General features: G+C 70.6%; 11 protein-coding genes. 8 read left to right on the top strand and 3 right to left on the bottom strand.

Annotated elements, in window-relative coordinates; genetic code table 11:
* Window positions 1–23: 23 nt before the first annotated feature.
* The 7 genes from pgi (at window position 24) to BLP95_RS01400 (ending at window position 7,611) form a co-directional block, all read left to right on the top strand.
* Window positions 24–1,697 (top strand): glucose-6-phosphate isomerase, encoded by a 1,674-nt coding sequence (gene pgi, locus BLP95_RS01430; RefSeq protein WP_089676417.1) that lies wholly within the window; start codon window positions 24–26, stop codon window positions 1,695–1,697.
* Between the two features lie 165 nt (window positions 1,698–1,862).
* Window positions 1,863–2,852, top strand: coding sequence for a Gfo/Idh/MocA family protein (locus tag BLP95_RS01425; RefSeq protein WP_089676414.1), 990 nt, complete (start codon window positions 1,863–1,865; stop codon window positions 2,850–2,852).
* 191 nt (window positions 2,853–3,043) lie between these two features.
* Window positions 3,044–4,192: a galactonate dehydratase gene (gene dgoD / locus BLP95_RS01420; RefSeq protein WP_089676412.1), complete on the top strand. Its 1,149-nt coding sequence runs from the start codon at window positions 3,044–3,046 to the stop codon at window positions 4,190–4,192.
* A 159-nt stretch (window positions 4,193–4,351) separates the two neighbouring features.
* Window positions 4,352–5,107, top strand: coding sequence for an SDR family NAD(P)-dependent oxidoreductase (locus tag BLP95_RS01415; RefSeq protein WP_089676410.1), 756 nt, complete (start codon window positions 4,352–4,354; stop codon window positions 5,105–5,107).
* On the top strand, window positions 5,104–6,096 hold the full coding sequence (locus tag BLP95_RS01410; RefSeq protein WP_089676407.1) for a 2-dehydro-3-deoxygalactonokinase: 993 nt from the start codon (window positions 5,104–5,106) through the stop codon (window positions 6,094–6,096). Before BLP95_RS01415 ends, BLP95_RS01410 begins: the two co-directional genes overlap by 4 nt.
* A gap of 22 nt (window positions 6,097–6,118) precedes the next feature.
* Complete coding sequence (locus tag BLP95_RS01405) at window positions 6,119–6,730, top strand: 2-dehydro-3-deoxy-6-phosphogalactonate aldolase (protein ID WP_089676405.1); 612 nt, start codon at window positions 6,119–6,121, stop codon at window positions 6,728–6,730.
* The gene (locus BLP95_RS01400) at window positions 6,727–7,611 is read left to right on the top strand and encodes an SMP-30/gluconolactonase/LRE family protein (protein WP_089676403.1); all 885 of its coding nucleotides are present in this window, start codon (window positions 6,727–6,729) and stop codon (window positions 7,609–7,611) included. Before BLP95_RS01405 ends, BLP95_RS01400 begins: the two co-directional genes overlap by 4 nt.
* Before the next feature lie 97 nt (window positions 7,612–7,708).
* Here BLP95_RS01400 and BLP95_RS01395 read toward each other — a convergent pair whose 3' ends face one another.
* The 3 genes from BLP95_RS01395 to zwf are packed head-to-tail and all read right to left on the bottom strand — an operon-like array spanning window position 7,709 to window position 10,553.
* On the bottom strand, window positions 7,709–8,371 hold the full coding sequence (locus BLP95_RS01395) for a bifunctional 4-hydroxy-2-oxoglutarate aldolase/2-dehydro-3-deoxy-phosphogluconate aldolase (protein ID WP_089676401.1): 663 nt from the start codon (window positions 8,369–8,371) through the stop codon (window positions 7,709–7,711).
* Window positions 8,372–8,389: 18 nt separating this feature from the next.
* On the bottom strand, window positions 8,390–9,058 hold the full coding sequence (gene pgl, locus BLP95_RS01390) for a 6-phosphogluconolactonase (protein ID WP_089676399.1): 669 nt from the start codon (window positions 9,056–9,058) through the stop codon (window positions 8,390–8,392).
* 1 nt (window position 9,059) lies between these two features.
* On the bottom strand, window positions 9,060–10,553 hold the full coding sequence (gene zwf / locus BLP95_RS01385; RefSeq protein ID WP_089676886.1) for a glucose-6-phosphate dehydrogenase: 1,494 nt from the start codon (window positions 10,551–10,553) through the stop codon (window positions 9,060–9,062).
* A gap of 206 nt (window positions 10,554–10,759) precedes the next feature.
* Here zwf and BLP95_RS01380 point away from each other — a divergent pair, with 206 nt between their 5' ends.
* Window positions 10,760–11,614, top strand: a complete 855-nt coding sequence (locus tag BLP95_RS01380; protein WP_089676398.1) for a MurR/RpiR family transcriptional regulator — start codon at window positions 10,760–10,762, stop codon at window positions 11,612–11,614.
* Window positions 11,615–11,833: the final 219 nt, after the last annotated feature.

The following is an 11,833-nucleotide window of genomic DNA, read 5'->3' as shown; positions in this document are numbered from 1 at the left end:
GACCCACAACAACGGAGCGCCCCATGTTCCAGCTTACCCGCAGCGTCACCTGGCAGGCCCTCAAGCAGCTGCACGCGCAGACCGCGGACGACCGCATCCGCGACTACTTCACCGCCGACCCCCAGCGCTTCGAGAAGATGAGCCTGCGGGTGGGCGGCCTGTTCCTCGACTACTCCAAGCATCAGGTCTCCGACGCGGTGCTCGACAAGCTGATCGAGCTCGCCGAGCACTCGGCGCTGGTGCAGCGCCGCGCCCAGATGTTCTCCGGCGACATCATCAACGTCACCGAGGACCGTCCGGTGCTGCACACCGCCCTGCGCAACCTCGGCGAGGGGCCGCTGATGGTCGATGGCCAGGACGTGATGCCGGAGATCCAGCGCACCCGCGAGCAGATCCGGGCGTTCTCCGAGGCGGTGCGCAACGGCGAATGGAAGGGCTACAGCGGCGAGCGCATCCGCGACGTGGTCAACATCGGCATCGGCGGCTCGGACCTGGGGCCCAACATGGCCTGCCGGGCGCTGCTCAAGCACCGCCACCCGGAGCTGAACTTCCACTTCGTCTCCAACGTCGACGGCGCCCACATCCAGAAGGTGCTCAGCCGCCTCGACCCGGCCACCACCCTGTTCATCGTCTCCACCAAGACCTTCTCCACCCAGGAGACCCTGCTCAACGCCCATACCGCCCGGCGCTGGTTCCTGGAGAATGCCGGCCCGGATGCCGACGTGGGGGCGCACTTCATCGCCGCTTCCACCAACAAGAAGGCGGCCATGGCCTTCGGCATCCGCGAGGAGAACGTCTTCGAGTTCTGGGCCTGGGTGGGCGGGCGCTACTCCATGTGGTCCTCCATCGGGCTGCCCATCGCCCTCTCCATCGGCTTCGAGGGGTTCATGGAGCTGCTGGAGGGCGCCTATGCCATGGACCAGCACTTCCTCACCGCCCCCTTCCGCGAGAACATGCCGGTACTGATGGCGCTGATCGGCATCTGGTACATCAACTTCGTCGGCGCCGAGACCCAGGCCATCGTGCCCTACGACCAGGCCCTGCATCAGCTGCCGGCCTTCCTGCAGCAGCTCGACATGGAGTCCAACGGCAAGTCGGTGGACATCTTCGGCCACCCGGTGGACTACAAGACCGGGCCCATCGTCTGGGGCCAGACCGGCTCCAACGGCCAGCACGCCTTCTTCCAGCTGCTCCACCAGGGCACCCGCTACGTGCCCATCGACTTCATCGCCTCGCTGAAGCCCGAGCCCGGCATGGAGGAGCACCACTTCGCCCTGCTCACCAACATGCTGGCCCAGGCCAACGCCTTCATGGAGGGCAGCGCCAAGGGTGGAGAGCTCGATCCCTACAGTTGCCCGGGCAACCGACCCTCCAGCACCCTGCTGCTCGACGAACTGACGCCCAGGAACCTCGGTGCTCTGATCGCGCTCTACGAGCACAAGGTGTTCGTTCAGGGGGTGATCTGGAACATCAACTCCTTCGACCAGTGGGGCGTGCAGCTCGGCAAGCGCATCGCCGGAGAGATCAGCAGTCGCCTCGACGCCCAGAGCCAGGACTTCGACGCCTCCACCCAGGGCCTGCTCATGCGGGTCAGGGAGCATTTCCCCGGTCACGCCAGCGCGACACCAGAACCCGCGGCCCCCAGATCCGGCAAGGGGGCAAAGGGCAAGGCCAGCAGCCGAGCACCCAGCCGCTGACACCATCTTGATGGTTACGCCTCTGGACCCACGATGACCGGTGAGGCATGTTCCCTGCTAGCCAATCGACAAGCGGCCAAACGTTCCGACGGGTGAGCCGGGACAAGCGCACCAAGCAGACAGGCCTGCCATGCCAGGCCTCTACCCCAGCAAGGAGACGCCGACATGCGCCAGCTCCAGTGGGGCATCCTCAGCACCGCCGGCATCGCCCGCAAGGCGATGATCCCGGCGATCCAGACCGCGCCCAACGCGCGTCTGACCGCCATCGCCAGCGAGAGCGGCAAGGCCGGCGACGTCGCCGCCGAATATGGCATCCCCCGTGCCCACGACGGCTTCCGCCACCTGCTGGAGGATCCCGACGTGGAGGCGGTCTATGTGCCGCTGCCCAACCACCTCCACGCCCGCTGGGTGTGCGAGGCGGCCCGCCACGGCAAGCACGTGCTGTGCGAGAAGCCCGCGGCCCTCGACGCCGAGCAGGCCCGCGCCATGCAGGCCGCCTGCGACAGGGCCGGGGTGGCGCTGATGGAGGGCTACATGTACCGCCACCATCCCCAGCATGCCCGCGCCCGGGAGATCCTCGAAAGCGGCGAGATCGGCGAGGTGCGCCAGGTGCGCGGGCTCTTCTCCTTCCCCCTGGACCTGGGGGCCGACGACATCCGACTCTCGACGGCGTCGGCGGGTGGCAGCCTGCATGACGTCGGCTGCTACCCGCTGGACGTCATCCGCCGCCTGCTCGGCATGCCCGCGGCGGTGACCGTGGTGGGAAGAGTGCCCGGGGCGCTGGGCGTGGACACCAGCGTGGGCGGCATGCTGCGCTACGCCGACGGCCGCCTGGCCGAGTTCGGCGCCAGCTTCGAGCAGACCATGGTCAACCGCTACGAGGTGATCGGCAGCCACGGCCGCCTGCTGCTGCCCGTCGCCTTCCGCCCCGACAAGCAGGGCGGCGTGGGCGAGATCGTCATCACCGACGAACGGGGCCGCACCCGCCGCGAGCCGGTCTACGGCGATCAGTATCCGGCCCAGGTCGAGGCCTTCTCCGCCTGGGCCCTGGGCGAAGGCCCAGCGCCAGATACCCCCACCGAGCTCGCCGACCAGGCGCGACTACTGGCGGCCTGCCGCGACTCGCTGCACCAGGAGCGCACCATCACGCCGTGAGCCGTGCCGGTGTCCTCGCGAACGTCGTGTCCACCCAGGGGCAGGCCATCGGCCTGCCCCTGCGCGTTTCGGTACCGGGGGAATGCGACCAAGGGGCACTTGCCTAAATGTCAGACATTTCATAGCATGGAGGTCACACCCTGGCCGGTCGCCTCGCGACGGCCGCTCCCCACCCGGACCCAGGAGCCCCCATGAAGATCACACGACTCAGGACCTGGCAGGTGCCGCCGCGCTGGCTGTTCCTCAAGATCGAGACCGACGAGGGCTGCTACGGCTGGGGCGAACCGGTCATCGAGGGCCGCGCCGCCACCGTGGAGGCCGCCGTCCATGAGCTTTCCGACTACCTGGTCGGCCAGGACCCGCACCGCATCGAGCACCTGTGGAACACCCTCTATCGCGCCGGCTTCTACCGCGGCGGCCCGATCCTGATGAGTGCCATCGCCGGCATCGACCAGGCGCTGTGGGACCTCAAGGGCCGTGACCTGGGCGTGCCGGTGCACCAGCTGCTGGGCGGCGCGGTACGCGACCGCATGCGCATGTACGCCTGGACCGGGGGCGACCGGCCCAGCGACGTGGGCGAAGGCGCCCGCGCGCTGGTGGAGCAGGGTTTCACCGCCTTCAAGATGAACGGCACCCCGGAGCTGCAGATCGTCGACAGCCACCGCAAGGTGGACGAGGCGGTGGCCCGGGTCGCCGAGGCCCGCGACGCCGTGGGGCCGGACGTGGGCATCGGCATCGACTTCCACGGCCGGGTGCACCGCCCCATGGCCAAGGCGCTGCTGCGCGAGCTGGAACCCTTCCACCCGATGTTCGTCGAGGAACCGGTGGCCCCCGAGCATCTGCCCTGCCTGAAACAGATCGCCGGGGGACTGGGCTACCCGCTGGCCACCGGCGAACGGCTGTACACCCGCTTCGCGTTCCGCGACCTGCTGGCCGACGGCATGATCGACATCGTCCAGCCCGACCTCTCCCACTGCGGCGGCATCAGCGAGGGCATGAAGATCGCCGCCCTGGCCTCGGCCCATGACGTGGCGCTGGCCCCGCACTGCCCGCTCGGCCCGCTAACCCTGGCCACCTCGCTGCAGCTGGATGCGGTCTGCCACAACGCCTTCATCCAGGAGCAGAGCATAGGCATCCACTACAACCGCGGCAACGACGTGCTGGACTACCTGGTGGACAAGTCGGCGCTGGCCATCGAGGACGGCTTCTGCGCCATCCCCCAGGGGCCGGGGCTGGGCGTGGAGATCGACGAGGCCTTCGTCGAGGAGCGCGCCAAGGTGGGCCACCGCTGGCGCAACCCGGTGTGGACGCATCAGGACGGCTCCATCGCCGAGTGGTGAGGAAACGCTGCCCAAATGGCTGCGCGAGCGAATCGCTGCGTTGCGCGCTGCTCGAAAGCCTCACCTAGTACCGCATAGGCTCCGGTTTCTGCGCTGCGTGCGCCTTGCGCTTCATCTCGCTCGCCTATTTGTATCAGCGCTTCGAAGGAGGAGGACAAGATGGATATCGAATTTCACGACCTCAAGGGCCAGAGCGTCTTCATCACCGGTGGCGGCTCCGGCATCGGCGCGGCCCTGGTGGAGGGCTTCCTGGCCCAGGGGGCGAGGGTGGCCTTCGTCGACCTGGAGCCTGCCGAGGCCTTCTGCGAGGCCATGGCGACGGCCCATGGCAGCCGCCCGCTGGGCATCGCCTGCGACGTGCGCGATGTGACGGCGCTGACCGCCGCCATCGACCGGGCGCGCCAAGCCCATGGGCCCATCGGCGTGCTGGTCAACAACGCCGCCCGGGACACCCGCCACCGCCTGGACGACTGGAGCGTCGAGGAGTGGGACGACAGCCTGGCTACCAACCTGCGCCCCCACTTCTTCACCGCCCAGGCGGTCGCCCCGGACATGCGCGAACTGGGGGGTGGCGCCATCATCAACCTCTCCTCCAACAGCGCCTTGCTGGGCCTCTCCGGCTACCCCACCTACGTGGCCGCCAAGTCGGCCATCCTGGGGCTGACCAGGGCGCTGGCTCGGGAGCTCGGCGGTGACGCCATCCGCGTCAACAGCCTGATCCCCGGCTGGGTGATGACCGAGCGCCAGAAGGCGCTGTGGGTCAAAGACGCCGACCTCGCCGAGTGCCTGGCCCAGCAGTGCCTCAAGGAGGCGATCCCGGTGGCGGACCTGGTCGGCCCCTGCCTGTTCCTGGCCTCCCGGGCTTCGCGGATGATGACCGGCCAGGAGCTGGTGGTCGACGGGGGGCGCGCATGAGCGCCGCCGTCGAGAGCCGGCTGGCCTGGGTCGCGGTGGACTGGGGCTCCAGCAACCTGCGCGCCTGGGCGCTGGACGCCCGGGGCGAGGTGCTGGCCCGCGCCGGCTCCGGGCACGGCATGCTCGCCCTGGCCCCCGACGACTACGAGGCCGAGCTGCTGCGGGTGATCGGCGACTGGCTGCCCGCCACGGGGCGCGTGCCGGTGCGCATCTGCGGCATGGCCGGCGCCCGCCAGGGTTGGCGCGAGGCCGCCTACTTGCCGGTGCCGACCCGCCTGGGGGCTCTCGCCCGGGGCGCGGTGGCGCCGGCGGTGGCCGACCCCAGGCTCGCGGTGGCGCTGCTGCCGGGCCTGTGCCAGACCGCCGACGAGGGCGGGCGCGCCTTCGACGTGATGCGCGGCGAGGAGACCCAGCTGGCGGGGCTGGTGGCCCGCGAACCCGGCGTCGCGGGCCTGGCCTGCCTGCCCGGCACCCACGCCAAGTGGGCAAGGCTCGAGGCCGGCGCGGTCACCCGCTTCACCACCTGCCTCACCGGCGAGCTCTTCGCGCTGCTCGCCCGCCAGTCGGTGCTCAAGCACTCCCTGGCGCAGGGCGACGATGACCTCGACGACCCGGGCTGCCGTGACGCCTTCGTGGCGGCGGTGCGCGAGATCCGCTCGGCCCCCGCCGCCTACTCGGCGAAGCTCTTCGGGCTGCGCGCCGCCGACCTCCTCGACCCCCGCCTGCCCCGCGGGCCGGCGCGCGCCAGCCGACTCGCCACGCGCCTCTCGGGGCTGACCATCGGCCTGGAGCTCGCCGGCATCCTCGACACCGAGGACGGCGCCGCGGCAGGCCCGGTCACCCTGATCGGCGGCGCGTCGCTCTGCGCGCGCTACGCCCTGGCGCTGGACGCCCTGGGCCGCGAGAGCCGCTGCCTGGACGGCGAGGCCGCCGTGCTCGCCGGCCTGCGCCTGGCCCACGATGCCCTCGGCCCCGCCGAGGGTGACTGATTCCCATGCTGGAGACCTTGCCATGACCCTGCCCCTGATCGGCATCCTGCGCGGCGTCACCCCCGAGGAGGCGGTGGCGGTGGGCGAGGCGGTACTCGCCGCCGGCATCACCACCCTGGAGGTGCCGCTCAACTCCCCCGAGCCACTGGAGAGCATCCGCCGCCTGACCGACGCCCTGGGCGAACGCGCCCGGGTCGGCGCCGGCACCGTGCTTACCCCCGACCAGGTGCGCGAGGTCCACGCCGCCGGCGGGCGCCTGGTCGTCTCGCCCAACTGCCGCCCGGCGGTGATCGAGGCGACCAGGCGCCTGGGCATGGAGAGCTGGCCGGGGGTGGTCACCCCCTCCGAGGCCTTCGATGCCCTGGACGCCGGCGCCAGCGGCCTCAAGCTCTTCCCCGCCGTGCAGGTGGGGCTCGCCGGGATGCAGGCGGTGCGCGCCGTGCTACCGGCCGGTACCCGGCTCTACGCGGTGGGCGGCATCGGCGAGGCGAACTTCGCCGACTGGCGCGCCGCCGGGGTGGATGGCGCGGGCCTCGGTGGCGCCCTCTACCGGCCCGGCCAGGCGCCGGCGCAGGTGGCCGAGCAGGCCCGGGCACTGGTGGCGGCCTGGCGCGCCGCGGGAGGCGAGGCATGAGCCTGCCCAGCGTCCCAGCCGAACTCGCCGTGGAGAGCCGCTGCGCGCTGGGCGAAGGCCCCCAGTGGCACGTCGCCAGCGGGCGCCTCACCTGGTGCGACATCCTCGGCCGCCGGCTGCACTGGCTAGAGGTCGCCTCCGGCGCCACCGGGCACCACGAGCTCGAGCGCATGGTCTCACTGGCCGCTCCCTGCGAGGATGGCGGCCTGCTACTGGTGGGCGAGGATCGCCTGAGCCGTCTCGATCCGGCGGGCGGGCTCGAGGTCCCCCTCTGCGACTTCGAGGCCGACAACCCGCGCACGCGCAGCAACGACGCCCGGGTCGACCGCCACGGCAGCCTGTGGCTCTCCAGCATGGGCAAGGGGGCCGAGCCCGGCGCCGGCCGCCTCTACCGCCTGCATCGCGGTGAGCTGGTGACGCTGCGCACCGGGCTCACCATCCCCAACGCGCTGTGCTTCTCGCCGGGCGGCGAGTTCGCCTGGTTCACCGACACTCCGACCGGGGTGGTGATGCGCTGGGCGCTGGACCGCAACGGCTGGCCGGTGGGTGACCCGGTGCCCTGGGCCGACTTCTCGGCCACCCCCGGCAACCCCGACGGCGCCGTGGTGGATGCCGAGGGCCACCTCTGGCTCGCCCTGTGGGGCGCCGGCCGGGTGGTGCGCCTGGACCACGACGGCCGCGTGGTCGCCGAGGTCAGGCTGCCGGTTTCACAGCCCTCCTGCCCCGCCTTCGCCGGGGCCGACCTCGAACGCCTCTATATCACCACCGCCCGGGAGGGGCTCTCCGCCGAGGCGCTGGCCACCGAGCCCCTGGCCGGCGCACTGTTCGTCGCCGAGACGGGCGTGACCGGCCTCGCCGAGCCACCGCTGCGGCTGGCATAGGCGTCCGCCGACACTGCCCCAAAAAAACCCGGCCGCGAGGGCCGGGTGAAAGGCGACAGCGACTGGCTGTCGAGAGAGCACACGGGAAACACGACGCTCAGTGGTGGTAGCGCTCGGCCACCTCGCGGGCCAGCTGGCGGATGCCGTTCCAGTCCTCCGCCTCGACCAGCGACGCCGGCGTCAGCCAGGAGCCGCCCACGCACATCACGTTCTTGAGCGCCAGGTAGTCCTCGGCGTTGTCCAGGTTGATGCCGCCGGTGGGGCAGAAGCGCGCCTCCGGCAGCGGGCCGGCGAAGGCCTTGAGCGCCTTGACGCCGCCGCTCGCCTCAGCGGGGAAGAACTTGAAGCGGCGATAGCCATACTGCCAGCCGGTCATCAGCTCGGAGACGGTGGCCACCCCGGGCAGCATGGGCACCGGGCTGCCCACGCCGTAACGGAACAGCGCCTCGGTGGTGCCGGGGGTGACCACGAAGTCGGCGCCGGCCTGCTCGGCCTGGCGGTACTGGGCCGGGGTCAGCACGGTGCCCACCCCGATGCTGGCCTGGGGCAGCGCCGCCTTGATGCGGCGGATCGCCTCCAGGGCGCAGTCGGTGCGCAGGGTCACCTCCAGCACGCTGAGGCCGCCCTCGACGAGGGCGGTGGCCAGGGGCACCGCGTCCTCGACGCGCTGGATGGCCAGCACCGGGATCACCTCCGCCTTGAGGCAGATGCTGTCCAGCTCGGTGGTGCGGGTCGAGGGCAGCTGCTTGTCGATGCTCATGTCGTCGTCTCCAGGTGTTCAAGGGGCCCAGTAGGTGGCCAGCGGGCAGGCGAGGAAGGCGCGGATCGGCAGCTCGCGGACGTCGTCCCCGGCCAGCGCCCGGGCCAGCACAGCGCGCTTGTCGCCGCCGGTGATGTGCAGGAAGTGCCGCCGCGCCTGGTGCAGGCGCTCGGCGGAAAGGGTGATGCGCGGCTGGGGCTGGCTCGGCGTGCGCACCGCCACCGCCGCGGCCTCGGTGGTCAGGGCCAGGGCGAGCTCGCGGCTGTCCGGGAACAGCGAGGCGGTGTGGCCGTCGCCGCCCATGCCCAGGATCACCGCGCTGGCCGGCCAGGCCAGGGCCGCGAGGCGCTCGGCCACGGCGGCCGCGCCCTGCTCGGGGGTGGGGTCGGCGGTGGTCAGCGGCACGAAGGTGGCGGCGGCGGCAGGGCCCTTGAGCAGGTGCTCGCGCACCAGCCGGGCGTTGCTGTCGGCAGCGTCCTCGGCCACCCAGCGCTCGTCGGCGAGGGTCACCTGGACCCGCGCCCAGTCCAGCTCGCAGGCCGCCAGGGCCGCGAAGAAGGGCACCGGGGTGGAGCCCCCGGAGAGCACCAGCAGGGCCCTGTCGTGACGCGCCAGGTCGGCGCGCAGCGCCTCGGCCACCGCCTCGGCCAACTGGGCGGCCAGGCGCTTGCGGGAATCGTCGCTCATCTCAGTAGTCCTCGTACCAGCTGCGGCCGTCCTGGGTGATCATGGCGATGGAGGCGACCGGGCCCCAGGAGCCGGCGGGATAGCGGCGCGGCGGCTCGTCGCGATCCTGCCAGGCGGCGATCAGGTTGTCGCACCATTGCCAGGCGTGCTCCACCTCGTCGCGGCGCACGAAGAGGTACTGCTGTCCCTTCATCACCTCCAGCAGCAGGCGCTCGTAGGCGTCGGGGATGCGGGTCTTGGGGAAGGCGCTGTTGAAGTCCAGGTGCAGCGGGCCGCGGCGAAGGCGCATGCCCTTGTCCAGGCCGCTGTCCTTGGTCAGCACCTCCAGGGCGATGCCCTCCTCCGGCTGCAGGCGGATCACCAGCTTGTTGGCGGCCAGGTCGCGCTGGTCCGGGTCGAAGATGTAGTGGGGCTGCTGGCGGAAGTGGATGACGATCTGCGAGAGCTTCTCCGGCATGCGCTTGCCGGTGCGCAGGTAGAAGGGCACCCCGGCCCAGCGCCAGTTGGCCACGCCGGTCTTCATGGCCACGAAGGACTCGGTGTGGCTCTCGGTGTTGGCGCCCTCCTCCTCGAGGTAGCCCGGCACCGACCTGCCGTCGATGGTGCCGGCGGTGTACTGGCCGCGCACCACGTCGCGCCCCAGCATGTCGTCGGTGAAGGGCTTGAGCGCCTTGAGCACCTTGACCTTCTCGTCGCGGATGGCGTCGGCGTCGAGGTTGGCGGGCGGGTCCATGGCGATCAGGCAGACCAGCTGCAGCAGATGGTTCTGCACCATGTCGCGCAGCTGGCCGGCGTCGTCGAAGTAGCCCCAGCGCCCCTCGATGCCGACCTGCTCGGCCACGGTGATCTCCACGTGGGAGATGTGGTTCTGGTTCCACTGGGTGCCGAACAGCGGGTTGGCGAAGCGCAGCGCGATCAGGTTCTGCACCGTCTCCTTGCCCAGGTAGTGGTCGATGCGATAGATGCGGGACTCGGGGAAGACGGCGCCGATGGCGTCGTTGATCTCCGCCGACGACGCCAGGTCGTAGCCGATCGGCTTCTCCACCACCACCCGGCACTCGTCATCCAGGCAGCCGCCCGCCTCGAGGTGGCGGCAGATGTCGCCGTAGATCCTGGCCGCCACCGAGAGGTAGACCACCATGGGGCGGCCGGCGTCCTGGCGCCACTCGCGGATGGCGGCGTAGCCCTCGGGCTGGGTGAAGTCGAGCGTCAGGAAGTCCAGGCGGGCCAGGAAACGCTTGAGCACGGACCGCTCGAGCTCCTCGGCCTTGACGTAGGTCCGGAGCGCCTTCTCGATGCGTGCCCGGAAGGCGTCGGCATCGAGCTCCTGGCGCGCCAGGCCGAGCAGGCGGGTCGCGGGATCGAGGAGACCCTCGCGCTCCAGGTGGAAGAGCGCCGGAAACAGCTTGCGCTGGGCCAGGTCGCCGAGTGCCCCGAACAGCGCCAGGTCGATCTCGGTGCCGGCGGTCTGGCCGGTGCGATTGCGTTGGCTCATCTGCGACCCCATATTGTTAACTTACCAAAAAAATACTGCTCTTCGCCTGAAAACACAAGTTATTTGAGTAAACTTACCAAAATAATGCCACGCACGGGGCACCATGCTGGTTTGGCATCACGGCCCAAGCTAGGATACCCGCCACCATGTAGTTAAATCACCACATCGACCGTCAACGCCCAGCCACCGGAGACCGCCCCTCGATCATGGCCCGTCACGACCTGCTCGACCGCATCCGCCAGCGCCTGGACGACCTCAACCGCTCGGAGCGCAAGGTCGCCGACGTCATCCTGGCCGACCCGGCCGCCGCCACCGGCATGAGCATCGCCACCCTGGCCCAGGCCGCCTCGGTAAGCGAGCCCACCGTCAACCGCTTCTGTCGCAGCTTCGAGGCCAAGGGCTACCCCGACTTCAAGATCAAGCTGGCCCAGAGCCTGGCCGGCGGCACCCCCTACGTCAGCCAGGCGGTGGAACCCGACGACAACGCCGCCGACTATACCCAGAAGATCTTCGGCGCCACCATCGCCGCGCTGGACGAGGCGCGCCGCCAGACCGACCCCAAGCGCATCGAGCGGGTGGTGGACTACCTGATCCAGGCCAAGCAGATCCACTTCTTCGGCCTGGGCGCCTCCGGCGCCGTGGCCCAGGATGCCCAGCACAAGTTCTTCCGCTTCAACCTGCCGGTGACCGCCTACGTCGACGTGCTGATGCAGCGCATGGTGGCTTCCACCTGCCGCACCGGCGACGTGGTGGTGATCATCTCCTGGACCGGACGCACCCGCGAGCTGGTGGACATCGCCCGACTGGCCCGGGAGAGCGGCGCCGTGGTACTGGGCATCACCGCCCCGGACTCGCCGCTGGCCAGGGAGTGCAGCGAGACCCTGGAGGTCGCCACCCACGAGGACACCGACCACTTCATGCCGATGACCTCGCGGATGATCCAGCTGGCGCTGATCGACGTGCTGGCCACCGGAGTGACCCTGCGCCGCGGCGAGGACTTCCTGGGCCACCTCAAGAAGATCAAGGACAGCCTCAAGGAGACCCGCTACCCCAGCGGCTAACGTTAGTCATGTCGCGATAGCGAAAGGCGCCGGGGACAGACCGAAGAGGGGGTCCTATGCCAGGGGTGAGGAGCACTGCTCCGAACGGGCTGGCCATGGATGGCCAGCACCGGACCTGCAAGCGGAGCAGGACGCGAGAGCGCAGCAGGGCATCGGTAGCGCCCAGGGACGGGTTCACAGCGCCCCATCGACGGTCCGGCGCTCCGGGGCCTGTCGCCG

Origin of the sequence: Halomonas shengliensis, from assembly GCF_900104135.1 — a bacterium.
Classification (GTDB): Bacteria; Pseudomonadota; Gammaproteobacteria; order Pseudomonadales; family Halomonadaceae; genus Halomonas; species Halomonas shengliensis.
Note: the sequence above shows the minus strand (reverse complement) of the source record. Positions and strands in the feature narration are given on the sequence as shown.

Bases quoted from the DNA above. Each gene is read 5' to 3' on its own strand.
- pgi (WP_089676417.1), top strand. From the start codon at position 24: ATGTTCCAGCTTACCCGCAGCGTCACCTGGCAGGCCCTCAAGCAGCTG.
- BLP95_RS01425 (WP_089676414.1), top strand. From the start codon at position 1,863: ATGCGCCAGCTCCAGTGGGGCATCCTCAGCACCGCCGGCATCGCCCGC.
- dgoD (WP_089676412.1), top strand. From the start codon at position 3,044: ATGAAGATCACACGACTCAGGACCTGGCAGGTGCCGCCGCGCTGGCTG.
- BLP95_RS01415 (WP_089676410.1), top strand. From the start codon at position 4,352: ATGGATATCGAATTTCACGACCTCAAGGGCCAGAGCGTCTTCATCACC.
- BLP95_RS01410 (WP_089676407.1), top strand. From the start codon at position 5,104: ATGAGCGCCGCCGTCGAGAGCCGGCTGGCCTGGGTCGCGGTGGACTGG.
- BLP95_RS01405 (WP_089676405.1), top strand. From the start codon at position 6,119: ATGACCCTGCCCCTGATCGGCATCCTGCGCGGCGTCACCCCCGAGGAG.
- BLP95_RS01400 (WP_089676403.1), top strand. From the start codon at position 6,727: ATGAGCCTGCCCAGCGTCCCAGCCGAACTCGCCGTGGAGAGCCGCTGC.
- BLP95_RS01395 (WP_089676401.1), bottom strand. From the start codon at position 8,371: ATGAGCATCGACAAGCAGCTGCCCTCGACCCGCACCACCGAGCTGGAC.
- pgl (WP_089676399.1), bottom strand. From the start codon at position 9,058: ATGAGCGACGATTCCCGCAAGCGCCTGGCCGCCCAGTTGGCCGAGGCG.
- zwf (WP_089676886.1), bottom strand. From the start codon at position 10,553: ATGAGCCAACGCAATCGCACCGGCCAGACCGCCGGCACCGAGATCGAC.
- BLP95_RS01380 (WP_089676398.1), top strand. From the start codon at position 10,760: ATGGCCCGTCACGACCTGCTCGACCGCATCCGCCAGCGCCTGGACGAC.